Raw genomic sequence first — 24,613 nt, 5'->3', positions numbered from 1 at the left:
GAGTGCTGATCGCTTCCGACCAGTTCCGCATCGTTGTCGGTCTCGGCAAGAGCGGCATGTCCCTGGTTCGCCACTTGGCGCGCCGGGGACTTGCCTTTGCCGTGGCCGATACGCGTGCGAACCCGCCGGAGCTGCAGGCGCTGAGGAGCGAATATCCGCAGATCGAGGTTCGCTGCGGCGAGCTGGACGTGGAATTCCTCTGCCGCGCCAGCGAACTGCTGGTCAGCCCCGGGCTAGCCCTGAGCACGCCGGCCTTGCAGGAGGCCGCGGCGCGCGGCGTGAAGATCAGCGGCGACATCGAACTCTTTGCCCGTGAAGCCAGGGCGCCGATCGTGGCCATCACCGGTTCCAACGCCAAGAGCACCGTGACCACGCTGGTGGGTGAAATGGCAGCCGCTGCGGGGCGCCGCGTCGCCGTGGGCGGCAACCTGGGCACGCCCGCGCTGGACCTGCTCGACGATTCGGTGGAGCTGTACGTCATCGAGCTGTCGAGTTTCCAGTTGGAGACCACCGACCGGCTGGACGCCGAGGTCGCCACCTGCCTCAACATCAGCGAAGACCACATGGATCGCTACAGTGGCCTGCCGGCTTACCACCAGGCCAAGCACCGGATCTTCCGCGGCGCGCGCCAGGTGGTGTTCAACCGCGACGATCAACTGAGTCGCCCCCTGATTCGCGAAGACATCCCGCTCTGGTCGTTCGGCCTCGGGCGCCCGGATTTGAAGGGCTTCGGCCTGGTCGAAGAGGGTGGCGAGAAGTACCTGGCGTTCCAGTTCGAGCCCCTGTTGCCGGTGCGCGAGCTGAAGATGCGCGGCGCCCACAACCAGTCCAACGCACTGGCGGCCCTGGCGCTGGGCCATGCGGTGGGCTTGCCGTTCGAGCCCATGCTGCAAGCGCTGCGTGCGTTCACCGGGCTGCCGCACCGTTGCCAGTGGGTCGGCGAATGTCGCGGCGTTTCCTACTACGACGACTCCAAGGCGACCAATGTCGGCGCGGCGCTGGCGGCCATCGAAGGGCTGGGCGCCGATATCGAAGGCAAGCTGGTGCTGGTCGCCGGCGGCGATGGCAAGGGCGCCGACTTCAATGCGCTGCGGGCGCCGGTCGCACGCTTCTGCCGCTGCGTGATCCTGCTCGGGCGCGATGCGGCACGCCTTGCCGAGACGCTCGACGGCGCGGTGACCACGGTTTTCGTGAAGTCCCTGGACGAGGCGGTTCGCGAAGCCGCCGAACAGGCGCAGCCGGGCGATGCGGTGCTGCTGTCGCCGGCCTGCGCCAGCCTCGACATGTTCAAGAATTTCGAAGAGCGCGGCCGCCTGTTCGCCGCTGCGGTGGAGGCGCTCGCCTGATGCTCCGGTCCCTGCTCAATTCGCCATCGCCTCTTTTCAGCCGTCGCGGCCTGATGGACGTCGATTTTCCGATGCTGGCCGGCTGCCTGGCACTGCTCGGCCTGGGCCTGGTGATGATCGCCTCGGCCTCGTCGGAGGTCGCCGCGGTGAACGCCGGCAATGCGCTCTATCACATGATCCGTCACCTGGTGTACCTGATGATCGGCCTGGGCGTCGCGGGTCTGGTCCTGCTGGTGCCCCTGGCCAACTGGCAGCGCCTGGACTGGATGCTGCTGCTCGGCGCCTTCGTGCTGCTGGTGCTGGTGCTGGTGCCCGGCATCGGCCGCGAGGTGAACGGGTCGATGCGCTGGATCGGTTTCGGCGCCTTCAACGTGCAGCCGTCCGAACTGGCCAAGCTGTTCGTGGTGATCTACCTCGCCGGCTATCTGGTGCGGCGTCAGGAAGAGGTCCGCGAAAGCTGGGCTGGTTTCTTCAAGCCTTTCGTCGTGCTGCTGCCGATGGCCGGCCTGCTGCTGATGGAGCCCGACTTCGGCGCGACCGTGGTGATGATGGGCGCGGCGGCGGCGATGCTGTTCCTCGGCGGTGTCGGCCTGTTCCGTTTCGGCCTGATGGTGGTGCTGGCGGTGGCGGCGGTGTTCGTCCTCGTGCAGACCCAGGAATATCGCCTGCAACGCCTGATCACCTTCACCGACCCCTGGGCCGACCAGTACGGTGCCGGCTACCAGCTGACCCAGGCGCTGATCGCCTTCGGCCGCGGCGAATGGTTCGGCGTCGGGCTGGGCAACAGCGTTCAGAAGCAGTTCTACCTGCCCGAAGCGCACACCGATTTCGTGTTCTCGGTACTGGCCGAAGAGCTGGGCATGGTCGGCGCCCTGGCGACCGTGGCGCTGTTCGGTTTCGTCGGGGTTCGCGCGCTGTACATCGGCCTGTGGGCGGAAAAGGCCAAGCAGTTCTTCGCCGCCTATGTCGCCTGGGGCCTGGCATTCCTCTGGATCGGCCAGTTCCTGATCAACGTCGGGGTGAACGTCGGGTTGCTGCCGACCAAGGGCCTGACGTTGCCATTTCTCAGTTACGGCGGCAGCTCGCTGGTGGTGACCTGCATGAGCATGGCGCTGCTGCTGCGCATCGAGTGGGAAAGCCGCACGGTGCTTGGCAGCGAAGACGCCGACTTCAGCGAAGACGATTTCCCCGAAGACGCGAAGACCGGGGGGCTCGTCCATGGCCGGTAACGTGTTGATCATGGCGGGCGGCACCGGGGGCCACGTGTTCCCGGCGCTGGCGTGCGCCAAGGAATTCCAGGCACGCGGCTATTCGGTCCACTGGCTGGGCACGCCTCGTGGGATCGAGAACGAACTGGTGCCGGCTGCGGGGCTGCCGCTGCACCTGATTCCGGTCAGCGGCCTGCGCGGCAAAGGCGCGCTGTCGCTGCTCAAGGCGCCGTTCCAGCTGCTGCGCTCGCTGTTCCAGGCGCGCCGCCTGATGCGCCAGCTGGAGCCGGTATGCGTGCTGGGGCTGGGCGGCTATGTCACCGGCCCCGGTGGCCTGGCCGCCAGGCTTGCCGGGGCGCCGCTGATCATTCACGAGCAGAACGCCGTGGCCGGTACCGCCAATCGCAGCCTCGTGCCGATGGCTCGTCGTGTGTGCGAAGCCTTCCCCGACACCTTCGCCAGCAGCGCCAAGCGCCGCACCACCGGCAACCCGGTACGCGAGGAGCTGTTTCTCGAAACACCGCGCCAGACGCTGCACGACCGTCGGCCGCGCTTGCTGGTCCTGGGCGGCAGCCTGGGAGCAGAGCCGCTGAACAAGCTGGTGCCTGCCGCGCTCGCCATGCTGGCGCCGGAGCTGCGCCCCGAGGTTTTCCACCAGGCCGGCAAGCAGCACGCGGACCTGACCACCGAGCGCTACCGCGAGGCCGCGGTCGAGGCGCAGGTGGCTCCTTTCATCAAGGACATGGCGCGCGCCTATGCCTGGGCGGATCTGGTGATCTGCCGCGCAGGCGCGCTGACGGTCAGCGAACTGGCGGCGGCGGGGCTTCCTTCGTTCCTCATTCCGCTGCCCCATGCGATCGACGACCACCAGACGCGCAATGCGCAGTATCTGGCCAACGAGGGCGCCGCCGTCCTTCTTCCACAAGCCAAGACCGATGCGGCGCTGCTCGCCGCGCAGCTGACCGAGGTAATGATGCAGCCGGAAAAACTAAAGGCCATGGGGGCCACCGCGCGCCGTCTGGCGCGACCGGATGCGACTCGCACGGTTGTCGACATTTGCCTGGAGGTGGCTCGTGGCTAAATCTCCCGCGGCGGTAAAAGCCGAAATCCGCCGGATGCGCCGCATCCGTCGCATCCATTTCGTCGGCATCGGCGGCGTCGGCATGTGCGGCATCGCGGAAGTCCTGCTGAACCTCGGTTATGACGTTTCCGGCTCCGACCTCAGGGCGTCGGCGGCGACCGAGCGGCTCGAGAGCTTCGGCGCGCACATCTTCATCGGCCACCAGGCGGACAACGTGTCCGGTGCCGACGTGCTGGTGGTGTCCAGCGCGGTGAACGACTCCAACCCGGAAGTGGCCACGGCGCTCGAGCAGCGGATCCCGGTGGTACCCCGTGCCGAAATGCTGGCGGAGCTGATGCGTTACCGCCACGGCATCGCCGTTGCCGGCACCCATGGCAAGACCACGACCACCAGCCTGCTGGCCTCGGTGTTCGCCGCCGGCGGCCTGGACCCGACCTTCGTCATCGGTGGTCGGCTGAACGCGGCCGGAACCAACGCCCAGCTCGGCAGCAGCCGTTACCTGATTGCCGAAGCTGACGAAAGCGATGCGAGCTTCCTGCACCTGCAGCCCATGGTGGCCGTGGTGACCAACATCGACGCCGATCACATGAGCACCTACGGCGGCGATTTCGGCAAGCTGAAGAAGACCTTCATCGAGTTTCTGCACAACCTGCCGTTCTACGGGCTGGCGGTCGTCTGCGTGGACGACCCGGTGGTCAGCGAGATACTGCCCCAGGTCGGCCGCCCGGTGACCACCTATGGCTTCAGCGAAGGGGCCGACGTCCGTGCGGTCAATGTCCGCCAGGAAGGCATGCGCACCTATTTCACCGTGCTGCGCGACGGCCACGAGCCGCTCGACGTGTCGGTGAACATGCCGGGCAATCACAACGTCCTCAACGCGCTGGCGACCATCGCCATCGCCACCGACGAGGGCATCGACGACGAAGCCATCGCCCAGGGGCTGTCCGCCTTCCAGGGCGTTGGCCGCCGCTTCCAGGTGTACGGCGAGCTGCAGGTCGAAGGCGGCAGCGTGATGCTGGTCGACGACTACGGACATCATCCGCGTGAAGTGGCTGCGGTGATCCGCGCCGTCCGCGGCGGCTGGCCCGATCGGCGCCTGGTGATGGTCTACCAGCCCCATCGTTACACCCGTACCCGCGATCTCTACGAGGATTTCGTCCAGGTGCTGGCCGACGCGAATGTGCTGCTGCTGATGGAAGTCTATCCGGCCGGCGAGGAGCCGATCCCGGGGGCGGACAGCCGCCACCTGTGCCACAGCATTCGCCAGCGCGGCCAGCTCGACCCCATCTACATCGAGCGTGGCGTCGACTTGGGCCCGTTGGTCAAGCCGCTGCTGCGCGCGGGCGACATTCTCCTCTGCCAGGGCGCGGGGGACATCGGCGGCCTCGCGCCGCAACTGATCCAGAACCCTTTGTTTGGCGGGGCTGACAGCGCCGCAAGGAAAGCAAAATGACGTCGTTGCATTCGACCCGCGACGTGCGCGACTTCGGTCGTGTCGCCGTACTGTTCGGTGGCATCAGCGCCGAGCGCGAGGTTTCCCTGAAATCCGGCCAGGCTGTGCTCGGTGCACTGCTGGATGCCGGTGTCGACGCCTTCGGCATCGATGTCGGCGAGGATTTCGTCAAGCGCCTTGCCAGCGAGCGCATCGACCGTGCCTTCATCGTCCTGCACGGCCGTGGCGGCGAAGACGGCAGCATGCAGGGCCTGCTCGAATGCGCCGGGATCCCCTACACCGGCAGCGGCATCCTTGCCTCGGCTCTGGCGATGGACAAGTTGCGTACCAAGCAGGTCTGGCAAAGCCTCGGCCTGCCGACGCCTCGCCATGCCGCGCTCGCCAGCGAAGCCGACTGCCATCAGGCGGCGCAGGCACTCGGGTTTCCGTTGATCGTCAAACCGGCGCATGAAGGCTCGAGCATCGGCATGGCCAAGGTGGGCGGCATCGCCGAGCTGATCGCTGCCTGGCGTGCGGCCAGTGCCTACGACTCGCAAGTGCTGGTCGAGCAGTGGATCCAGGGACCCGAATACACCGTCGCGCTGCTGCGCGGCGAGGTGCTGCCGCCCATTGGCCTCGGGACACCTCACACCTTTTACGACTACGACGCCAAGTACCTCGCTTCCGATACCCAGTACCGCATTCCGTGCGGGCTGGATGCGGTCAGCGAGCAGGCGCTCAAGTCGCTTTGCGCCCAGGCGAGCGATGCCGTGGGCGTACGTGGCTGGGCTCGGGTGGACGTGATGCAGGATGCCGAAAGCGGCCAGTTCTGGCTGCTCGAAGTGAACACCGTGCCGGGCATGACCGATCACAGTCTGGTGCCCATGGCCGCGCGTGCGGCGGGGCTCGATTTCCAACAGCTGGTGCTGTCGATTCTCGACGCCAGCCTAGAGGCGGGGCGCTGATCCATGGTCGCCATGCTGCGTCACACTCAACCGATCGGCCGTAGCCCGCTGCGCAAACCCGCGCCGCGCGGTGCCAGTCGGCTGGTGGCGCGCGAGCCACTTTCGGCCCGGCTGCCCAAGCCGAGCCTGAACGGCCTCAAGCGGATCATGTGGCCGGTGCTGCTGGCCGGCCTGGCGGTGGGTGGCTACGAGCTGAGCCAGATACTGCTGCCCTATGCGGATCGGCCGATCGCCAAGGTGAGCGTCCAGGGCGAGCTCGGCTACGTCAGCCAGCAGGCGATCCAGCGCCGCATCGCGCCGTTCGTCGAAGCGAGCTTTTTCACGGTTGATCTCAAGGCCATGCGCCACGACCTTGAACAGATGCCCTGGATTGCCCACGCCGAAGTGAGACGCGTCTGGCCCGACCAGGTAATGGTGCGGCTGGACGAACAATTGCCGATCGCCCGCTGGGGCGAAGAGGCATTGCTCAATAACAAGGGCGAGGCTTTTGCGCCCAACGAACTTGCCAACTACGAACACTTGCCACAACTCCAAGGTCCGAAGCGCGCTCAGCAACGGGTAATGCAGCAGTACCAGATGCTTAGCCAGATGCTGCGTCCGATGGGCTTCTCCATCACCCGACTGGAACTGCGCGAACGCGGAAGCTGGTTCCTGACGACCGGGCAGGGGGTAGAGCTTCTGCTGGGTCGCGATCACGTCGTGGAAAAGGTGCGTCGATTCATCACCATTTACGACACGGCGCTCAAGCAGCAGAGCGAGAACATCGCGCGGATCGACCTGCGCTACCCCAACGGCTTGGCCGTGGCGTGGCGCGAGCCCATCCCGGCCGCAACGGAAACTGCCGTTGCGGTAAAGAATTGAGGAACGGAAAAACATGTCAAGTGTGCAAAGCGGCAAGATGATCGTCGGCCTCGACATCGGCACCTCCAAGGTGGTGGCGCTGGTGGGCGAGGTGACCCCGGACGGTTCGATCGAGATCGTCGGCATCGGTACCCATCCGTCCCGTGGCCTGAAGAAGGGCGTGGTGGTCAACATCGAGTCCACCGTGCAGTCGATCCAGCGCGCCGTCGAGGAAGCCCAGCTGATGGCGGGCTGCCGCATCCATTCGGCGTTCGTCGGCCTGGCCGGCAACCACATCCGCAGCCTGAATTCCCACGGCATCGTCGCCATTCGCGATCGCGAGGTCAGCACTGCGGATCTGGAGCGGGTACTCGACGCCGCCCAGGCAGTCGCCATTCCGTCCGACCAGCGCGTATTGCACACGCTGCCCCAGGACTACGTGATCGATAACCAGGAGGGTGTACGCGAGCCTCTCGGCATGTCCGGCGTGCGCCTGGAAGCCAAGGTGCACGTGGTGACCTGCGCGGTGAACGCGGCGCAGAACATCGAGAAATGCGTGCGCCGCTGCGGCCTGGAAGTCGACGACATCATCCTCGAGCAACTGGCTTCGGCCCATGCGGTCCTGACCGACGACGAGAAGGAGCTGGGCGTCTGCCTGGTGGACATCGGCGGAGGTACGACCGACATCTGCATCTTCACCGAAGGCGCCATCCGCCATACGGCGGTGATCCCGATTGCCGGCGACCAGGTCACCAACGACATCGCCATGGCGCTGCGTACGCCAACGCAGTACGCCGAGGAGATCAAGGTCCGCTACGCGTGCGCGCTGGCCAAGCTGGCGGGTGCCGGGGAGACCATCAAGGTACCGAGCGTCGGAGAACGTCCGCCGCGGGAACTCTCGCGCCAAGCCCTGGCCGAAGTGGTGGAGCCGCGTTACGACGAGCTCTTCACCCTTATCCAGGCCGAACTGCGTCGCAGCGGCTACGAGGATCTGGTCCCCGCAGGGATCGTCCTCACGGGCGGTACTTCCAAGATGGAAGGTGCCGTCGAGCTGGCCGAGGAAATCTTCCACATGCCGGTGCGCCTGGGCGTACCGCAGAACGTCAAGGGCCTGGCCGACGTAGTGCGCAACCCCATCTATTCCACAGGCGTGGGCCTGCTGCTGTACGGATTGCAAAAGCAGACCGACGGCGTGCCCCTGTCCGGCCTCGGCAATTTTAGCGACGAATCAAAACCATCCGTTCTGGAACGGCTCAAGAGCTGGGTCCAGGGCAATTTCTGACAGTGCAACCGCAACACCAAAACTAGAAAGCTGAAAGGAGAGAGGGAAATGTTCGAACTCGTAGATCATACCCCGCAAAGCGCAGTGATTAAGGTCATCGGCGTCGGCGGAGGCGGCGGCAACGCCGTCAACCACATGGTGCGCAACAGCGTCGAAGGCGTGGAGTTCATCTGCGCCAACACCGATGCCCAGGCACTGAAGAAGGTCGAAGCCCGTTCCGTGCTGCAACTGGGTTCGGCTATCACCAAGGGCCTCGGCGCCGGCACCAATCCGGAAATCGGCCGTCAGGCCGCCATGGAGGACCGCGAGCGTATCGCCGAAGTCCTGCAGGGCGCCGACATGGTGTTCATCACCACCGGCATGGGTGGCGGTACCGGTACCGGCGCTGCGCCGATCATCGCTTCGGTGGCCAAGGAAATGGGCATCCTCACCGTCGCCGTGGTCACCCGTCCGTTCCCGTTCGAAGGCCGTCGTCGCATGCAGGTGGCCGACGAGGGGATTCGCGCGCTGTCCGAGTGCGTCGACTCGCTGATCACCATCCCCAACGAGAAGCTGCTGACCATCCTGGGCAAGGATGCGAGCCTGCTGTCCGCTTTCGCCAAGGCCGACGACGTGCTGGCCGGTGCGGTACGCGGCATCTCCGACATCATGCAGCGTCCAGGCCTGATGAACGTCGACTTCGCCGACGTGAAGACGGTCATGGGCGAAATGGGCATGGCGATGATGGGTACCGGTTGCGCCAGCGGCCCGAACCGCGCCCGCGAAGCCACCGAGGCGGCGATCCGCAATCCGCTGCTCGAGGACGTGAACCTGCAGGGCGCCCGCGGCATCCTGGTGAACATCACGGCTGGCCTGGATCTGTCCCTGGGCGAATACGCCGCCGTCGGTGAAATCATCGAGGCGTTCGCTTCCGAGCATGCGACCGTCAAGGTCGGCGCCGTGATCGACGCCGACATGCACGACGAACTGCACGTGACCGTCGTCGCCACCGGTCTCGGACCGCGCATGGAAAAGCCGGTCAAGGTCGTCGACAACACCGTTCAGACCGCTGCCATGGCTGCCCCGGCGGCACAGCCCCAGCGTGCCGAGCAGTCGTCGGTGAACTATCGTGATCTGGAGCGTCCGACCGTGATGCGCAACCAGGCTCATGGCGCTGCGACCGCTGCGAAAATGAACCCGCAGGAGGATCTGGATTACCTGGACATTCCGGCATTCCTGCGTCGTCAGGCTGATTGATGGAGTCAATCACAGTGATGGTGCTGATTGGTGTTCAGCAAAGTAGGCATCTGCTATGATCGCCTTCGTTTTGTTGAAAACCATTCGCAACTAGTGCCTTAGCGACCAAGCCATGATCAGACAACGCACATTGAAGAACATCATTCGCGCCACCGGCGTCGGTTTGCATTCGGGAGAGAAGGTTTATCTCACCCTTAAGCCGGCGCCTGTGGACACGGGAATCGTGTTCTGTCGTACCGACCTCAATCCGCCGGTGGAGATTGCCGCGCGGGCAGAGAACGTCGGTGAAACCACCATGTCGACCACGCTGGTGAACGGCGAAGTGAAGGTCGATACGGTGGAGCATCTGCTGTCGGCAATGGCTGGCCTGGGAATCGACAACGCCTACGTCGAGCTTTCAGCGCCTGAAGTGCCGATCATGGACGGTAGTGCAGGGCCCTTTGTGTTCCTGATTCAATCAGCTGGTCTCCAGGAGCAGGACGCCCACAAGAAGTTCATTCGGATCAAGCGCGAAGTCACCGTCGAGGATGGCGACAAGCGCGCGACCTTCCTGCCTTTCGAAGGCTTCAAGGTCAGTTTCGAGATCGATTTCGATCACCCTGTTTTCCATGGTCGAACGCAGACGGCCAGCGTGGATTTCTCGAGCACGTCCTTCGTCAAGGAAGTGAGCCGCGCGCGTACCTTCGGGTTCATGCGCGACATCGAGTTCTTGCGCTCGCACAACCTGGCGCTTGGCGGCAGCGTGGAAAACGCCATCGTCGTCGATGAAAACGGCGTGTTGAACGAAGACGGCCTGCGGTACGAGGACGAGTTCGTCAAGCACAAGATTCTCGATGCGATTGGTGATCTGTATCTTCTGGGCAATAGCCTGATCGGCGAATTCCGCGGCTTTAAATCCGGACATGCATTGAACAACCGCCTGTTGCGCACCCTGATGGCCCAAGAGGATGCGTGGGAAGTGGTTACCTTCGATGATCCGCAGACCGCACCGATCTCCTACATGCGCCCGGTTGCGGCCGGCTGAGCAATACTCTCCTTTCTTTAGAGGCCACCTTCGGGTGGCCTTTTTTTTGCCGGAATCATTGCGATTCCGGCAATGCCCAGGTCAGTTCATTCCGTCCAGCAAGCCGGCCAGGTCGTCGGCGTGTTCTTCTTCCTGAGCCAGGATGTCTTCGAAGATACGGCGGGTGGTCGGGTCCTTGTCGCCGATGTACTGGACGATCTCGCGGTAGCTGTCGATGGCGATGCGCTCGGCGACCAGATTCTCGAACACCATGTCGCGCAGGCCGTTGCCCTCGGCATACTGGGCATGGGCGCGCTCGGTCAGGTTGTCGGGGTTGAAGTCCGGCTCTCCGCCCAGCTGGACGATGCGTTCGGCCAGGCGGTCGGCATGCTCCTGCTCCTCGTTGGCGTGCTCGAGGAACTCGTCGGCGGCGACGCTGGATTTGAGGCCGGTCGCCATGTAGTAGTGGCGCTTGTAGCGCAGGTAGCAGACCAGCTCGGTCGCCAGCGCTTCGTTCAGCAGATTGATCACGGTTTCGCGGTCGGCCGAGTAGCTTTCGGTCACCGCTCCGTTCTCGACATGCTGGCGCGCGCGCTCACGCAGCGTGTTCTTGTCGCTCAGTTGCACATAGCTCATCAGGCGTCTCCCTTGATATGGCGTAGCGGCGCCGAAGGGCTGTCCGCTGCCTGTTGGATGCCGAGGTCACGGAAATCCCCGGCTCGCTACTCTGATCGACGGGCGTAGCGAAAGTTTAGCCGGGTCGATCCGTGCCGGACGCCGGTGGATCGTTCGGCTCCTCGATGGGGGCCGGCTCGCCGGGCTCTTCCCTGGAGGGAATGTGTCCGGGCCCTGGCGAGCCGTCGTCACGCGGATCGGGTTCTGGACGTTGCACGAACGTTCCTCAGCTCAAGGCGCGGATCAGCTCGTCCTTGCGCATCTTCGATCGACCGGAGATGTCCCGTTCCCTGGCCTTCTTCATCAGCTCGTCGCGGGTCATGTCGCTGAGCGCAGTGCTGCCGGATTTGCCGCTGCGGGCCGAGCCCTTGTTCGGGGAGTCGCCTTTGCGCGCCTGTGCCGCGCGGTGGGCCGAATCCTTGCGCTCGGCCCGTTTGGTGGTCGAAGACTTCTTCTGTCCCGAACCGCCCTGACGTTCGCCACCGCCCGACTGCTTGTTCACCGTCGCCCAGGCACGGGCTTCGGCCTCCTTCTCGGAAACGCCCTTGCTTTCGTAGCTCTCTTCGATGTGCTCGGCCTTGCGCTTCTGTTTCTCGGTGTATTTGCTCTTGTCGCCTTGAGGCATGACGTGTACCTCCCATCTGGGTGGCTGGTAGGGCGCAGCGCCTTACAGGCGACGTGCGCGCTGGTTTTCGTCCATCTGCCTGCAGGTCAGGAAGCCCTTGCCATCGACGCGTCCATTGGCATCGAAGCTGACGAAGTAGGGTTGCTGGTCGCCCTTGTGGCTGAGGATGTAGTCATTGCAGGTGCCCGGACTGGCGACCCTGTCGCTGGTGGCCGACGGCTCTCCGCCCAGTGTCAGGACCTCGGCGCGGGTCATGCCGTCACGCACGTCCTTGACCAGCGGCTCATCGCGGAAGGTCACGCGATCGACCGGGTTCTGAACATGGCCGGCGCAACCGGCGAGAAGGGCAATCGTGATTAGCGAAGCAGTAGCCTTGATCATGCGTACTTTCCTTCAATGACGGGTTTGTAGATTGGGCCGTGCAAAGGTCAATGAGTTTCACTTTTGGAAAGAATTAGAAACACTGCGAGGCGGAGGCCGGGATTCTTCCGGTGTTTTTCAAGGCGGCTTAAAACGAGCTACTTTGAATTGATCATGTCCGATATTGTCGGCAAACTGCGCTCAATGTGCTGGTAGTTGGCCATCATTAGGGTCTTTTGCCGGTTCGTTGATGAGAAATGGACGCAATTAAGGGTTCCCCTCGGGAACAAAACCCTTTGCAATTGGCCTGAACCGGGCATTGCTCCGAAGACCCTTCTTGCCTGCCGAGGGAGTGGCCTGTTCATACGGTGTCGGTTATCCGTTGCGCGAAGGCCCGGAGTTGAGCCTTGAGCCGCCGCACGAGCGGCCTGTTTGATAGCGTCCAGGCGATGGCTTCGGCGCTCACTGATTCACTTGAGGTAGAAATGAAGATCCTTGTATGTGGCGCCAAAGGGCAGGTTGGACGGGACATCATCAACCGCGCGCCGGCGTTCGGTCTGGAGGCCATCAGCCTCGACCGTAGCCAGCTCGACATTACCCAGGCCGATCAGGTGGAGCAGGCGGTGTTGCGCTACCGGCCGGAACTGATCATCAATTCGGCCGCATACACCAACGTGGATGGCGCCGAGAAGGAGCAGGCGCTCGCTGACGCCGTCAATCGCGACGGTCCGGGCAACCTCGCGGCGGTCGCCCAGAAGCACGGCATCGCCTTGCTGCACATCTCCACCGATTACGTCTTTTCGGGCGAAGCGAAGGCGCCGTATCGGGAAACCGACAAGACCGGGCCGACCGGGGTCTACGGTGCGAGCAAGCTGGCCGGTGAAACCGTGATCCAGGAGCGCCTGGACAGGCATGTGATCCTGCGAACGAGCTGGGTGTACGGCATTCACGGCAACAACTTCGTCAAGACCATGCTGCGGGTCGGCGCCCAGCGTGACGAGCTCTCGGTGGTCTGCGACCAGTTCGGGTGTCCGACCAAGGCCAGCAGCATTGCCGACACGCTGCTAGAGCTGGCGCGCCGCTACAAGCTCCAGGGCGACCTGCCCTGGGGGCTTTACCACTACAGTGGGCGTTCTCCCTGCTCCTGGTACGACTTTGCCGTCGAGATCTTTCAGCAGGCGCAGGCGCAAGGCCTGTTGGAGACTCGACCGACAGTGTTCGCCATTCCCACCCGCGAATATCCGACGCCGGCGCAACGGCCTCTATGGTCGGTGCTCGACTGCACACGTTTCGAGTCCACCTTCGGCCTGCCGACGCGCGATTGGCGCGACGAGCTGACCGAGGTGATCGACCACCTTGCCCAGGTCGAGCGCAGTGCTCGACAGATGGAGCAGCGGGCGCGCGCCTGAGACGTTCTACTCGCGAAGAAGCCTGGCCGATGACCGCTCGGAAGCCTGCTTGCCTGCGCGCTCGAAGGGTATGCGGGACGGGCGCGGCGGATGCGCCGTGAGGGGGGAGACGGCCGCCTTGCCTGGAGGCCGGCGAACGGATGGGGGGAGGGGGTGTCTGAAAATTACCCCTTTCATTACCGGGAGAACACCATGCTGAAATTCATCGGCGGTACCGCAGGCATCATTTTCATCATCGGGCTCATCGTGGTCATCGGCATCTTCAAGCTGATCTTCTGACCTTGCGCTGCGCCACGGCTTCTCCCTGAAGTCATGGCGCTGTACCCCTCAGCCCTGGGACGGCTCCTTCGTCGACGATGTCGCCATGATCTCTTCGAGGCCGAGTCCGGTGAGGCCGTGAATGGTTCGCCAGAGATAGTAGAAGATCCCCATCATCATCATCATGCTCGGAATCGCGATCATCGGATAACTGAGCAGCGTCATGCGCCCCAGCTCCTCGTTGAATGCTTCGCTGCCCGCCGGGCTGTGAACGATCCACTTGGCCAGGACGTAATTCATGAACGACGAGAAGAAGAAGGTGCCGCTGAGCCAGTAGGTGGCGCGCTGCAGGCGTGTCTCGAAGTGCTCGACCTGGCCGTTGCGCTCCAGTTGCTGGTGGATCTTGTCGACGTTGAGCACCTTGGGGTTGTAGAGCATGGTGCGGATCAGCGGGTAGCGCGTACGGGTCGAGGCCAGCACGACGATGCCGAGGATGCCGGGGATCGTCGCTTCCTTGATGGCCAGCCACTGCGGGTCGAGCTTCAACAGGCCGATGCCGCCGGTCAGCAGCACGCTGACCAGCCCGAGCAGGGCGATCCAGTTGAACTTGCGGTACTTGATCAGTTCCAGCGCTCCCCAACCCAGGGGAAAGGCGAGGGCCAGCAGCAGCGCGCCGTCCGGGCCGAGCCGTTCTTCGCCGCTGAGTTTCATCAGGATGAGCGAGGGGATCAGGATGCTGACCGCCAGGTCGATGAGCGGGCGGGGCTTGTGTTGAGCAGGGGCGTTCTGAGTGTCAGTCATATCATCAAGGGAGTTGGCTGGAGGGGCATGATCGCCTGCGAGACCCGGCGTCGCTAGACCATATTCGTCGGATGAGGACGCCGTCTCAATCGCCGGGTAGTTCGACGCGCTTGCGCGACCACTGACCGACCTCGAAGCCTACCACCACCAGGATCGCCAGGGCGAACGGCAACAGCAAATACAGGCAGCGAAAGACGATCAGCGCGGCGAGTACGTCCGCCGTTTGCAGCTCCGGCAGCGCGGCGATGAAGGTCACCTCCAGCACGCCGAGCCCGCCCGGGGCGTGGGACAGCAGGGCGAGGGAGAAGGAGGCGAGGAATGCGCCGAGCACCACCAGGTAGCCGGGGTTGTGCTCCGCGGGCAGTGCGAAGTAGATGATCGCCGCGGCGCAGAGCAACTCCAGTGGGCCGGCCAGCAGCTGCCGACCGACGATGGCCAGGCGAGGGTATTCGATGTGCCATTTGCCGAGCCGCCAGGGCGCGCGTTCGCGCCAGGCCCCGACCGCATACAGCGCCACCAGGGCCAGGAGCGCGCTGCCGATGGCGTAGGAAACCCAGGGGTCGACGCGGACCAGGCGGTTCAACAGGTCCGGGCGCAGCAACAGCACCGCGCCGATGGCCAGCAAGGTACCGAGGACGAAGGTCAGCGAGCAGAACACGATGAGCACGCCGATCTCGTGGGGCGTGAGGCCCTTGCTGCGGTACGCGCGGTAGCGCACGACCGCGCCGGAAAATACCGAGGCGCCGATGTTGTGGGCCAGGGCATAGGTGGTGAAGGAGCAGAGGGTGATGAACCACCAGGAGATCTTCTTGCCCAGGTGCGCCATGGCGATGCGGTCGTACCAGGCCAGCGCGCTATAGGCGCCGAGCGTGGCGGCCAGCGCCAGCCACCAGTTGCGATGGCCGATGGCGGCAAGGCTGCCGGCGATCTCGGCGAGCGAGATGTCGCGCAGCTCGTGATAGAGCAGGTAACTGGAGAACACCACTGCCGCGAGCCCAACGAAAGTCCAGGCGGCATCGCTCCTTTTCATCATCGGGTATTCATCACGCAGGTGGGCCCTTGCTTGCGGGATCGATTTGGCCGATCTGCAGCGGGTCGGGCAGGGAGGCCCGTATCATGCACGCCGCCGCATCAATCGGCCACTGATGCATGAATCGATCGTCGCATCGCCCCATTCGTTCCGTTCGATTTCTGTGGACACCTCTCGTCCGGTAGACGCAACCCCGGTTGTCCGTCCGTTGTCGTCCAAAGGGTTTAGACGATGCAGAGGGCGACCATGACCGATATCCCGCGTGACGACAGCCTGGAAAGCTCTACAGCCTTGCTGCGCGAAGGCTACACCTTCATCCGCGACCGTTGCCGTGCCCTCGGCAGCGACGTGTTCCAGACACGCCTGCTGATGCAGAACACCATCTGCATGAGCGGCGAAGAAGCGGCCCGGCTGTTCTATGACAAGGCGCTGTTCCAGCGCGCCCATGCCGCGCCCCGGATGCTGCAGCAGACGCTGTTCGGGCGCGGCGGCGTGCAGGGGCTCGACGGCGATGCCCACCTGCAGCGCAAGCGGCTGTTCGTCTCGTTGCTCGACGACCAGGGCGTGGCCGAAATGGTCCGGCTGGCGCAGGGGCAATGGGAGGCGGCCATCGAGCGCTGGCGCCAGGCCGATCGCGTGGTGTTGCTGATCGAGGCCCAGCGGATCCTCACCCAGGCCGCATGCCAATGGGCCGCCGTGCCGCTGGGCGACGAGGAGGTCGAGATCAGGCGTGCGCAATTGGCTGCGATGATCGACGGTGCCGGAGGGGTCGGCGCGCGCCACTGGCAGGCACGCAAGGCGCGCCGGGAGGCGGAGCGATGGACCGCTGGCCTGATCGAGCAGGTGCGCGCTGGAGCGCTTCCGGCGCCTGCCGAAAGCGCGCTGCAGGCGGTGGCCACGCACCGGGACGCCAATGGCGAGCGGCTCGATACGCGCATCGCGGCGGTCGAACTGCTCAACCTGCTGCGCCCGACGGTCGCGGTGTCGCGCTTCATCGTCTACGCGGCGCTCGAGTTGCTGGCCCATCCGGAGTGGCGCCAGCGGCTCGCCGACGGCTCCGACGAGGACCGCGAGCTGTTCGCGCAGGAGGTTCGCCGGCTCTACGCCTTCTTCCCGTTCACCGCCGCGAGGGTGCGCAAGGATTTCGAATGGAAGGGCTACCACTTCGCCGAAGGGACCCGGGTGATGCTCGACCTGTACGGGACCAACCGGGACCCGCGCAACTGGCAGGATCCCGAACACTTTCATCCGGAACGCTTCGAGCAGTGGGACGGCAATCCGTACAGCTTCATCACCCAGGGCGGTGCCGACGCGGCGACCAATCACCGCTGTCCCGGCGAACGCCTGTCCATCGAGCTGCTCAAGCTGGCCCTGCGCATGCTGACGCAGGCGATGACCTACGGCGTGCCGGCGCAGGACCTGCGGATCGACACCTCGAGGATGCCGGCCCAGCCGGAGAGCTGTTTCGTGATCAGCGACGTGCGCAGGCGCTGAGCGGGCTCAGCGGGCGGTCGTGGCGGCCTTCTGCGCGATCCAGTAGTCGATGAGTTCGCGCAGTTGCGACAGCTCGACCGGCTTGGCCATATGACCGTCCATGCCGGCCTCGCGAGCGCGCTCCTTGTGTTCGCTGAGGATGTGCGCGGTGAGCGCGACCACCGGCGTGCGGGGGCGTTGCTGGCTGGCCTCCCATTCGCGTAGCCGTTCGGTGGCGGTAAAGCCGTCCAGCACCGGCATCTCGCAGTCCATCAGGACGAGGTCGTAGGGCTGCGACATGATCGCCTTGAGCGCCTCCTCGCCATTGCTCGCGGTGTCGGGTTTGACGTTGAGCTTGTTCAGCATGCCGCGGATGACCTTGGTCGAGATGCTGTTGTCTTCGGCGACCAGGATGCGGAAGTCGTCCGGTACGCCCAGGGCAGCCGCGCTCTGCGGTTCCGGCTCCGGTTGCTGGTGAGGCAGCGAGCCGTGGGTGCGCTGGGCCAGCTCGTCGGCCAGGGTGGTCTTGAGCGTGTAGCCGGCCACCGGCTTGGCAAGGATCCGCTTGATGCCGGCGTTGCGGGCGATGATCTTGCTCGGCGCGGCGCTGATGCCGGTGAGCATGATCAGCAGCAGGTCATGGTTGAGGTTGAGGTCCTCCTTGATCTTGGCGGCCAGTTGCATGCCGGTCATGCCGGGCATTTCCTGGTCCAGGAGCACCACGTCGAAGAACTCGCGAAGGTGCGCCTTGGTGCGCAGCAGGGCCAGCGCCTCCTTGCCCGAGGCGACGGCACTGACGTTCATGCCCCAACTGCTGCACTGCTGCACCAGCACCTTGCGGCAGGTTTCGTTGTCGTCGACCACCAGCAGGCGTGCGCCGCGCAAGGGGCTCTCGAGGTCCGCGCTCGGCGGCAGGTGGATCTGCCGGCCCAGGGGCAGGGAGACCCACAGCGTATTGCCCTGGGAGGCGCCGCTGTGAATGCCGAACTCGCCGTTCATCAGGCCGACCAGCTGGCGGGCGATGATCAGCCCCAGGCGGCCGCTGAAGCGCGTCGCCGAAAGCACGTCGCGGCTGTTGAGGGCGGCGTTGAGCAGGGCTTCGCGCTCGGCCTGGTCCAGCGGTTGGCCGCTGTCCTGCACGGTGATGCGCAGGCGCGGGGCGTCCTCCGGACCGTCCATGGCGGCGACGAGCAGGACCTCGCCTTCGTCGGTCTGCTTGAAGGCATTGTCCAGCAGGCTCAGCAGCGTTTGGCGAAGCCGGGTCGGGTCGCCGGCAATGACCCGGGGCACCTGCGGCTGGATGAAGCTGATCAGCTCGACCTTGAGCTGTTCGGCCTTGGCCCGGTAGATGTCGAGGCAGTCCTCGACGAGCGCGTTGAGGTCGAACTGCACGTCGTCCAGTTCGATCTGCCCGGATTCGAGCTTGGAGATGTCGAGTATCTCGTTGATCAGGTTGAGCAGCTCGTTACCGGCGCTATGGATCGTCTGCACGTAGTCGCGCTGCTTGGCCGAAAGCGAGGTGCCCAGCAACAGCTCGGTCATTCCGAGCACGCCGTTCATCGGGGTGCGGATCTCGTGGCTGATCTTGGCCAGGAAGTCGGCCTTGGTCTTGAGCTCGGCGGTATTCACCGCGGCGGCGGTGTGCTGGGACAACCGGGCGGCATGGATATGCCGCTGGCGTTCGACCAGGGCGAAGCTCAGCACCATGCCGCTGATGGTGGCGACGCTGAACACACCGCTGACCAGCCAGCCGGGATTGAGCTGGTCGAGGCCGAACAGCACCGGCACGAAAAAGGCGAAACCCGTGTTGAACAGCAGCATCCCGGCGACCACCAGGCGCGCCGGACGATAGCCCTGGCGCCAGTGATAGATCGCGACCGCCGGAACGCTGATCGCCACGACCAGCACCAGCGAATAGATCAGCCAGCTGTGCCAGAGCCAGCCGGTCAGCAGAATGACCAGGGTGAAGATCGCCACCGCGCACAGCTCGATGCCGATCAGCCAGTTCACCCAGCGCCTCGGCCGATAGCGGAAGAAGCCAATGGTGAACGAGAGCAGCGCAAGACACGCGCAGAGCGCCGAGACGTCGGCGACCAGTGATTGCCTGAAGCCGAGCTCCGGCACCCACACGGCCAGCAGCCCGAGGTTTGCGGCGGTGCACGCCAGCAGCGCGCCATGCAGCAGGCCCAGCGAAATGTAGGTGTAGCTCAGGGTGTAGGCGAAGCGCAGCAGGTTGTGGATCATCAGCAGCGCCAGCGCGCCGAGCAGCGCGCCGAAGAGATAGGCCGGCTTTTCCTGGCTGACCAGCCCGGTCTCGTCGATGATCTGGAACCAGGCCATCAGCGGATGGTTCGACTGCATGCGCACATAGACCTCGCGCGCGCGCTCGTCATTGGGCAGCGAGAACAGGTACGCGCGGGCCGGTAGCGGTCGGCTGCTCATGGGCTGCTGCTCGCCGCTGCGAATATGCTGCTCGAGCTGGTTGCCGCGCAGCAGGTAGAAATCCAGCAGCTGGACGCGCGGCGCGAACAGCCACAGCCAGCTGGGATCGGCGTCGCCGTCCAGGCTGACCTGCAGCCAGATGGCCTTGTCGCTGGCCGGAGCGGTATAGGAGAGCTTGTCGAGGCGCTGGAACAGGTTGCGCTGGGCGAGGACCTCGTCCAGGGACAGGCGTCCGGATTCGTCGATCAGCAGTCGCCAGTTCGGATGGTGGTCGTCCTCTTGCGGGGAGTCACCGGCGCCGGCCGAAGGGGGTACCGGAAAGGCCTGCGCCGGCTGAGGGCTCCAGGCCGTCAGCAGCAGGCAGCAAACGATACCGATGGCAATCCAAAGCCGGCTCACGGCGAAGTCCCTTCAGGGGTATGACAGCGGATTATAGCCATGCCCCCAAGGCGCTGTAATGCGCAAAGGGGGTTTACCATTGGACTTTGGGCTGATTTCGCCGAGCGGTTGTTCGGGCGCTATGCCTGCTCGCGGGCAATCGCCCGATAGCCGATATCGTGGCGGTAGAAACAGCCGTTCCAGCGGATCTTCTCGGCCAGGCGATAGGCCTGTTGCTGGGCATCGGCGACGCTCCTGCCGATGGCCGTCGCGCAGAGGACACGGCCCCCGGACGTCACGACCTGGCCGTCACGCAGCGCCGTACCGGCATGGAACACCTTGCCGTCGAGCGCCGCGGCCGCATCCAGGCCTTCGATCACCTCGCCTTTGCCGTAGTCGCCCGGATAGCCACCGGCGGCGAGCACCACGCCGACCGTCGGGCGCGGGTCCCAGCGGGCTTCGACCTTGTCCAGCGCGCGCGCCAGTGCGGCCTCGACCAGCAGGACCAGGCTCGACTCCAGGCGCACCATGATCGGTTGCGTCTCCGGATCGCCGAAGCGGCAGTTGAACTCGATGACCTTGGGCGCGCCGGACTTGTCGATCATCAGGCCGGCATACAGGAAGCCGGTGTAGACGTTGCCTTCGGCGGCCATGCCCCTGACGGTCGGCCAGATCACCTCGTCCATCACCCGCTGGTGGACCTCGTCCGTCACCACCGGGGCGGGGGAGTACGCACCCATGCCGCCGGTGTTCGGGCCGGTGTCGCCGTCGCCGACGCGCTTGTGGTCCTGGCTGGTGGCCATCGGCAGGACGTTGGTGCCGTCGACCATGACGATGAAGCTGGCTTCCTCGCCCTCGAGGAACTCTTCGATCACCACCCGTGCACCGGCGTCGCCGAAGGCGTTGCCCGACAGCATGTCGCGCACGGCCGCTTCGGCTTCCTCCAGGGTCATGGCGACGATGACGCCCTTGCCGGCGGCGAGGCCGTCGGCCTTGATCACGATGGGGGCGCCTTTCTCGCGCAGGTAGGCCAGGGCCGGCTCGACCTCGGTGAAATTCTGGTAGCTCGCCGTCGGGATCTCGTGGCGCGCCAGGAAGTCCTTGGTGAAGGCTTTCGAGCCTTCCAGCTGGGCCGCGGCGGCGGTGGGGCCGAAGATGGCGAGCCCGCGGGCGCGGAACAGGTCGACGACGCCTTTGACCAGCGGGGCTTCGGGGCCGACGATGGTCAGCGCGACATGCTTTTCGGCGAAATCGGCAAGCTGCTCGATGGCCAGCACGTCGATGGCGACGTTCTCACACTTGGCTTCGGTAGCCGTGCCGGCATTGCCCGGCGCGACGAAAACTTTCTCGACGCGCTTGTCCTGCGCGACTTTCCAGGCCAGGGCGTGTTCGCGACCGCCGCTGCCGATGATCAGTACGTTCATTTCTCTCTCCCGTTGGAGGCTGGCCTTTGGCCCGCTCGGTGGATAAGCGGAGCGTTATCCACCCTACGATGTCTGGCGTTCCGTGTAGGGTGGATGGCCGAAGCCATCCACCGGCGGTCAATGGCGGAAGTGGCGCATCCCGGTGAAGACCATCGCGATACCGGCTTCGTCGGCCGCGGCGATCACCTCGGCGTCGCGCATCGAGCCACCGGGCTGGATCACCGCGGTGATGCCCGCCTTGGCGGCGTTGTCGATGCCGTCGCGGAAGGGGAAGAAGGCGTCGGAGGCCATGACCGCGCCCTGCACGGCCAGGCCGGCATGCTCGGCCTTGATCGCGGCGATGCGGGCCGAGTTGACGCGGCTCATCTGGCCGGCGCCGACGCCGACGGTCTGGCGGTTCTTCGCATAGACGATGGCGTTGGACTTGACGAACTTGGCCACTTTCCAGGCGAAGATCAGGTCGTGGATTTCCTTTTCGCTCGGCGCACGCTGGGTGACGATCTTCAGGTCCGACTCGCTGATCATGCCGATGTCGCGGCTCTGTATCAGCAGGCCGCCATTGACGCGCTTGAAGTCCCAGCCGGGCGCGCGCTCGGCGGGCCACTGGCCGCATTCGAGCAGGCGCACGTTGGCCTTGGCGGCCACGGCCTGGCGTGCCTCTTCGGAAATGCTCGGGGCAATGATGACTTCGACGAACTGACGTTCGACGATGGCGCGGGCGGTTTCACCGTCCAGCTCGCGGTTGAAGGCGATGATGCCACCGAAAGCCGACTCGCTGTCGGTGGCGTAGGCCAGTTCATAGGCCTGGCGGATGCCGCCGTCTTCTTCCGGCACCACCGCCACGCCGCAGGGGTTGGCGTGCTTGACGATGACACAGGCCGGCTTGACGAAGCTTTTCACGCACTCGAGCGCGGCGTCGGTATCGGCCACGTTGTTGAACGAGAGTTCCTTGCCCTGCAGCTGGCGCGCCGTGGCCACGCAGGCCTCGTCGGGCGACTCGACGTAGAACGCCGCCTGCTGGTGCGGGTTCTCGCCGTAGCGCATGTCCTGGGACTTGATGAACTGCATGCTGTAGGTGCGCGGGAACAGGCTGCGGCCTTCGGTGCTGAGGGTTTCGGCCGACTGGTCGATGCCGCCCAGGTAGTTGGCGATCATGCCGTCGTAGGCCGCCGTGTGTTCGAAGGCCTTGAGTGCCAGATCGAAGCGCTGGGCATAGGTCAGGCCGCCGGTCTTCAGCGCGTCGATGACCGATGCGTAATCGCCGGCGTTGACCACGATGGCGACGTCCTTGTGGTTCTTCGCGGCGCTGCGGACCATCGTCGGCCCGCCGATGTCGATGTTTTCGATCGCATCGGGCAGCGTGCAGCCGGGCTTGGCGACGGTGGCTGCGAACGGGTAGAGGTTGACCGCGACCAGGTCGATCGGCTTGATGCCGTGGGCGTCCATCACGGCGCCGTCCTGCGCGCGGCGGCCGAGAATGCCGCCGTGGATCTTCGGGTGCAGGGTCTTGACGCGACCGTCCATCATTTCCGGAAAGCCGGTGTAGTCGGCCACTTCCACCGCGGCGACGCCGTTGTCCTTGAGCAGCTTGTAGGTGCCGCCAGTGGACAGGATCTCGACACCGAGGTCGGCGAGTTCGCGGGCGAAGTCGAGGATGCCGGTCTTGTCGGAGACGCTGATCAGGGCGCGGCGAACGGGGAGGCGGGAGGTCTGGTCGGTCATTTCGGAGCCATTGGAGTGGGAAAGAAGAGAGACGGGTGAGCGGGAAGCGATGCTCGAAGCCTGGCATTGACGCACTGCCGGTGCTCGACGTGGCGCTCCCGGCTTCAGGCTTGCAGCGGCTTCAGAGCAGGTCGTACTGCTTGAGCTTCTTGCGCAGCGTGCCGCGGTTCAGGCCCAGCAGTTCGGAAGCCTTGGTCTGGTTGCCCTTGACGTAATCCATCACGGTTTCCAGCAGCGGGGCCTCGACTTCCGAAAGCACCAGGTCGTACACATCCGTGACTTCGGCGCCCTCGAGATGGGCAAAATAGTTGCGCAACGCCTTCTCCACGCTGCCGCGCAGGGTTTGCCCCGCTTCGCTCGGCGTGTTCAGGTGCTGCTTCAGGTTGATGTTGTCGCTCACGGATGTCGTTCCAGTTACCAGTGTGTCGGTCATCATTGTCGTCATGCGGCTACCTCGTCCCCTTCCCCTGAAACAGGGCCCGTCCGGCATTCGGAGAAAAAGGCCCGAACACTGGCGCATTGTGCTTCCCGCTCGTCCAGTCGATTGAACGTGCTGCGGAATGCCTTCGCCCCCGGCATCGTGGACAGGTACCAGCCCACATGCTTGCGCGCGATTCGCACGCCCATCACATCACCATAGAACCCATACAGCTGGTCGAGATGTTCGAGCAGAATGCCCTCGATCTCTTCCCGCGCCGGCGCCGGCAGCAATTCGCCGGTCGCCAGGAAATGGTCGATCTCGCGAAAGATCCACGGCCGCCCCTGGGCGGCCCGTCCGATCAGCAGGGCGTCTGCCCCGGTGTGCGCCAGGACCTGGCGGGCCTTCTGTGGCGAGTCGATGTCGCCATTGGCGAATACCGGGATGCCCACCGACTGCTTGATCTGCGCGATGGTCTCGTACTCGGCCTCGCCGGTGTAAAGGTCGGCGCGGGTCCGGCCATGCACCGCCAGCGCGGCGATTCCCGATTGCTCGGCGATCCGGGCAACGGTCACGCCGTTCCGGTTCTGCCGATCCCAGCCGGTGCGGATCTTGAGCGTCACCGGGACGTCCACCGCACCGACCACCGCTTCGAGTATCTGCGCCACCAGGCGCTCATCTTTCATCAGCGCCGAGCCGGCCGCCTTGTTGCAGACCTTCTTGGCCGGGCAACCCATGTTGATGTCGATGATCTGCGCCCCGAGCTCGACATTGCGGCGCGCCGCCTCGGCCAGCATCTGCGCGTCGCCGCCGGCGATCTGCACCGAACGAGGCTCCGGATCCCCCTCGTGCAGCAGCCTCAGGCGCGACTTGCGGCTGTTCCACAAGCGCACGTCGCTGGTCACCATCTCCGAAACCACCAGGCCCGCACCCAGGCGACGGCACAGCTGGCGAAACGGCTGATCGGTCACGCCGGCCATGGGCGCGAGGATCAGACGATTGGACAAGGTGTAAGGGCCGATACGTACCGCTGACATTGAGATTCCCTGGTTTGGGCCTGCTTGTTAGGTCGATCGGGGACAGCAAAAAAGGGTGGGCATAATACCCGCTCTGCATGACCGGATAAAGATTGTTTTGAACAAATTCTGAACAGTCGCAACCTTATCGCCAAAGGTTCGGATGCGGCCCGATGGCGCCCGAAAGCC

General features: G+C 64.9%; 22 protein-coding genes. 12 read left to right on the top strand and 10 right to left on the bottom strand.

Going from position 1 to position 24,613, the window contains the following annotated elements; genetic code table 11:
• Positions 1 to 2 precede the first annotated feature (2 nt).
• From murD to lpxC, 9 genes are all read left to right on the top strand, one after another.
• On the top strand, positions 3 to 1,346 hold the full coding sequence (gene murD, locus DN824_RS05395; RefSeq protein WP_138407323.1) for a UDP-N-acetylmuramoyl-L-alanine--D-glutamate ligase: 1,344 nt from the start codon (positions 3 to 5) through the stop codon (positions 1,344 to 1,346).
• A complete protein-coding gene (gene ftsW / locus DN824_RS05390) occupies positions 1,346 to 2,575 on the top strand; it encodes a putative lipid II flippase FtsW (RefSeq protein ID WP_138407322.1) in 1,230 nt (409 codons plus the stop codon). The genes murD and ftsW overlap by 1 nt, the downstream gene beginning before the upstream one ends.
• Entirely contained in the window at positions 2,565 to 3,635 is a 1,071-nt protein-coding gene (gene murG, locus DN824_RS05385; protein ID WP_138407321.1) for an undecaprenyldiphospho-muramoylpentapeptide beta-N-acetylglucosaminyltransferase, read from the top strand. Before ftsW ends, murG begins: the two co-directional genes overlap by 11 nt.
• The gene (murC, locus tag DN824_RS05380; RefSeq protein WP_138407320.1) at positions 3,628 to 5,088 is read left to right on the top strand and encodes a UDP-N-acetylmuramate--L-alanine ligase; all 1,461 of its coding nucleotides are present in this window, start codon (positions 3,628 to 3,630) and stop codon (positions 5,086 to 5,088) included. Before murG ends, murC begins: the two co-directional genes overlap by 8 nt.
• A complete protein-coding gene (locus DN824_RS05375) occupies positions 5,085 to 6,032 on the top strand; it encodes a D-alanine--D-alanine ligase (protein WP_138407319.1) in 948 nt (315 codons plus the stop codon). Before murC ends, DN824_RS05375 begins: the two co-directional genes overlap by 4 nt.
• A 3-nt stretch (positions 6,033 to 6,035) precedes the next feature.
• On the top strand, positions 6,036 to 6,893 hold the full coding sequence (locus DN824_RS05370; RefSeq protein ID WP_138407318.1) for a cell division protein FtsQ/DivIB: 858 nt from the start codon (positions 6,036 to 6,038) through the stop codon (positions 6,891 to 6,893).
• Between the two features lie 13 nt (positions 6,894 to 6,906).
• Positions 6,907 to 8,154, top strand: coding sequence for a cell division protein FtsA (gene ftsA, locus DN824_RS05365; RefSeq protein WP_138407317.1), 1,248 nt, complete (start codon positions 6,907 to 6,909; stop codon positions 8,152 to 8,154).
• A gap of 48 nt (positions 8,155 to 8,202) precedes the next feature.
• On the top strand, positions 8,203 to 9,390 hold the full coding sequence (gene ftsZ / locus DN824_RS05360) for a cell division protein FtsZ (protein WP_138407316.1): 1,188 nt from the start codon (positions 8,203 to 8,205) through the stop codon (positions 9,388 to 9,390).
• 112 nt (positions 9,391 to 9,502) lie between these two features.
• Positions 9,503 to 10,414 (top strand): UDP-3-O-acyl-N-acetylglucosamine deacetylase, encoded by a 912-nt coding sequence (gene lpxC / locus DN824_RS05355; RefSeq protein ID WP_138407315.1) that lies wholly within the window; start codon positions 9,503 to 9,505, stop codon positions 10,412 to 10,414.
• A gap of 81 nt (positions 10,415 to 10,495) precedes the next feature.
• On the opposite strand, the gene DN824_RS05350 is transcribed toward lpxC, so the two are convergent.
• The 3 genes from DN824_RS05350 to osmE all read right to left on the bottom strand — a co-directional run bounded on the left by DN824_RS05350 (position 10,496) and on the right by osmE (position 12,074).
• Positions 10,496 to 11,029, bottom strand: a complete 534-nt coding sequence (locus DN824_RS05350) for a ferritin-like domain-containing protein (protein WP_138407314.1) — start codon at positions 11,027 to 11,029, stop codon at positions 10,496 to 10,498.
• 265 nt (positions 11,030 to 11,294) lie between these two features.
• The gene (locus DN824_RS05345; protein WP_138407313.1) at positions 11,295 to 11,693 is read right to left on the bottom strand and encodes a Rho termination factor N-terminal domain-containing protein; all 399 of its coding nucleotides are present in this window, start codon (positions 11,691 to 11,693) and stop codon (positions 11,295 to 11,297) included.
• A gap of 42 nt (positions 11,694 to 11,735) precedes the next feature.
• Entirely contained in the window at positions 11,736 to 12,074 is a 339-nt protein-coding gene (osmE, locus tag DN824_RS05340; protein ID WP_138407312.1) for an osmotically-inducible lipoprotein OsmE, read from the bottom strand.
• A 464-nt stretch (positions 12,075 to 12,538) separates the two neighbouring features.
• Here osmE and rfbD point away from each other — a divergent pair, with 464 nt between their 5' ends.
• Together rfbD and DN824_RS22800 are read left to right on the top strand one after the other, a co-directional pair.
• Positions 12,539 to 13,462 carry a dTDP-4-dehydrorhamnose reductase gene (gene rfbD / locus DN824_RS05335; protein ID WP_138407311.1) on the top strand — a complete coding sequence of 308 codons (924 nt, stop codon included), beginning with the start codon at positions 12,539 to 12,541 and terminating at the stop codon, positions 13,460 to 13,462.
• 153 nt (positions 13,463 to 13,615) lie between these two features.
• On the top strand, positions 13,616 to 13,741 hold the full coding sequence (locus tag DN824_RS22800) for a small membrane protein YohP (RefSeq protein WP_282097001.1): 126 nt from the start codon (positions 13,616 to 13,618) through the stop codon (positions 13,739 to 13,741).
• A gap of 48 nt (positions 13,742 to 13,789) precedes the next feature.
• On the opposite strand, the gene DN824_RS05325 is transcribed toward DN824_RS22800, so the two are convergent.
• Positions 13,790 to 14,521, bottom strand: a complete 732-nt coding sequence (locus DN824_RS05325) for a VC0807 family protein (RefSeq protein WP_138407310.1) — start codon at positions 14,519 to 14,521, stop codon at positions 13,790 to 13,792.
• An 85-nt stretch (positions 14,522 to 14,606) separates the two neighbouring features.
• Entirely contained in the window at positions 14,607 to 15,554 is a 948-nt protein-coding gene (locus DN824_RS05320) for a lysylphosphatidylglycerol synthase transmembrane domain-containing protein (protein ID WP_138407309.1), read from the bottom strand.
• A gap of 243 nt (positions 15,555 to 15,797) precedes the next feature.
• Here DN824_RS05320 and DN824_RS05315 point away from each other — a divergent pair, with 243 nt between their 5' ends.
• Positions 15,798 to 17,045 (top strand): cytochrome P450, encoded by a 1,248-nt coding sequence (locus DN824_RS05315; RefSeq protein WP_138407308.1) that lies wholly within the window; start codon positions 15,798 to 15,800, stop codon positions 17,043 to 17,045.
• Positions 17,046 to 17,051: 6 nt separating this feature from the next.
• Here DN824_RS05315 and DN824_RS05310 read toward each other — a convergent pair whose 3' ends face one another.
• The 5 genes from DN824_RS05310 to dusB all read right to left on the bottom strand — a co-directional run bounded on the left by DN824_RS05310 (position 17,052) and on the right by dusB (position 24,445).
• A complete protein-coding gene (locus tag DN824_RS05310; RefSeq protein ID WP_138407307.1) occupies positions 17,052 to 19,865 on the bottom strand; it encodes a hybrid sensor histidine kinase/response regulator in 2,814 nt (937 codons plus the stop codon).
• A gap of 119 nt (positions 19,866 to 19,984) precedes the next feature.
• A complete protein-coding gene (purD, locus tag DN824_RS05305) occupies positions 19,985 to 21,268 on the bottom strand; it encodes a phosphoribosylamine--glycine ligase (protein ID WP_138407306.1) in 1,284 nt (427 codons plus the stop codon).
• Between the two features lie 117 nt (positions 21,269 to 21,385).
• Positions 21,386 to 22,990, bottom strand: a complete 1,605-nt coding sequence (gene purH / locus DN824_RS05300; RefSeq protein WP_138407305.1) for a bifunctional phosphoribosylaminoimidazolecarboxamide formyltransferase/IMP cyclohydrolase — start codon at positions 22,988 to 22,990, stop codon at positions 21,386 to 21,388.
• Positions 22,991 to 23,111: 121 nt separating this feature from the next.
• Positions 23,112 to 23,435, bottom strand: a complete 324-nt coding sequence (gene fis, locus DN824_RS05295; protein ID WP_138407304.1) for a DNA-binding transcriptional regulator Fis — start codon at positions 23,433 to 23,435, stop codon at positions 23,112 to 23,114.
• A complete protein-coding gene (gene dusB, locus DN824_RS05290) occupies positions 23,432 to 24,445 on the bottom strand; it encodes a tRNA dihydrouridine synthase DusB (RefSeq protein ID WP_138407303.1) in 1,014 nt (337 codons plus the stop codon). Before dusB ends, fis begins: the two co-directional genes overlap by 4 nt.
• Positions 24,446 to 24,613 lie beyond the last annotated feature (168 nt).

This window comes from Stutzerimonas nosocomialis (assembly GCF_005876855.1).
In the GTDB taxonomy this organism is placed as follows: Bacteria; Pseudomonadota; Gammaproteobacteria; order Pseudomonadales; family Pseudomonadaceae; genus Stutzerimonas; species Stutzerimonas nosocomialis.
This window is presented reverse-complemented; position numbering and strand designations above follow the sequence as displayed.

What these genes read in the sequence shown, in the direction of transcription:
- murG (WP_138407321.1), top strand. Translation starts at nt 2,565, where the DNA reads ATGGCCGGTAACGTGTTGATCATGGCGGGCGGCACCGGGGGCCACGTG.
- ftsA (WP_138407317.1), top strand. Translation starts at nt 6,907, where the DNA reads ATGTCAAGTGTGCAAAGCGGCAAGATGATCGTCGGCCTCGACATCGGC.
- purH (WP_138407305.1), bottom strand. Translation starts at nt 22,990, where the DNA reads ATGACCGACCAGACCTCCCGCCTCCCCGTTCGCCGCGCCCTGATCAGC.
- fis (WP_138407304.1), bottom strand. Translation starts at nt 23,435, where the DNA reads ATGACGACAATGATGACCGACACACTGGTAACTGGAACGACATCCGTG.
- dusB (WP_138407303.1), bottom strand. Translation starts at nt 24,445, where the DNA reads ATGTCAGCGGTACGTATCGGCCCTTACACCTTGTCCAATCGTCTGATC.
- DN824_RS05315 (WP_138407308.1), top strand. Translation starts at nt 15,798, where the DNA reads ATGACCGATATCCCGCGTGACGACAGCCTGGAAAGCTCTACAGCCTTG.
- ftsW (WP_138407322.1), top strand. Translation starts at nt 1,346, where the DNA reads ATGCTCCGGTCCCTGCTCAATTCGCCATCGCCTCTTTTCAGCCGTCGC.
- purD (WP_138407306.1), bottom strand. Translation starts at nt 21,268, where the DNA reads ATGAACGTACTGATCATCGGCAGCGGCGGTCGCGAACACGCCCTGGCC.
- DN824_RS05370 (WP_138407318.1), top strand. Translation starts at nt 6,036, where the DNA reads ATGGTCGCCATGCTGCGTCACACTCAACCGATCGGCCGTAGCCCGCTG.
- DN824_RS05325 (WP_138407310.1), bottom strand. Translation starts at nt 14,521, where the DNA reads ATGACTGACACTCAGAACGCCCCTGCTCAACACAAGCCCCGCCCGCTC.
- ftsZ (WP_138407316.1), top strand. Translation starts at nt 8,203, where the DNA reads ATGTTCGAACTCGTAGATCATACCCCGCAAAGCGCAGTGATTAAGGTC.
- DN824_RS05345 (WP_138407313.1), bottom strand. Translation starts at nt 11,693, where the DNA reads ATGCCTCAAGGCGACAAGAGCAAATACACCGAGAAACAGAAGCGCAAG.
- rfbD (WP_138407311.1), top strand. Translation starts at nt 12,539, where the DNA reads ATGAAGATCCTTGTATGTGGCGCCAAAGGGCAGGTTGGACGGGACATC.
- DN824_RS05350 (WP_138407314.1), bottom strand. Translation starts at nt 11,029, where the DNA reads ATGAGCTATGTGCAACTGAGCGACAAGAACACGCTGCGTGAGCGCGCG.
- lpxC (WP_138407315.1), top strand. Translation starts at nt 9,503, where the DNA reads ATGATCAGACAACGCACATTGAAGAACATCATTCGCGCCACCGGCGTC.
- osmE (WP_138407312.1), bottom strand. Translation starts at nt 12,074, where the DNA reads ATGATCAAGGCTACTGCTTCGCTAATCACGATTGCCCTTCTCGCCGGT.
- DN824_RS05375 (WP_138407319.1), top strand. Translation starts at nt 5,085, where the DNA reads ATGACGTCGTTGCATTCGACCCGCGACGTGCGCGACTTCGGTCGTGTC.
- DN824_RS05320 (WP_138407309.1), bottom strand. Translation starts at nt 15,554, where the DNA reads ATGATGAAAAGGAGCGATGCCGCCTGGACTTTCGTTGGGCTCGCGGCA.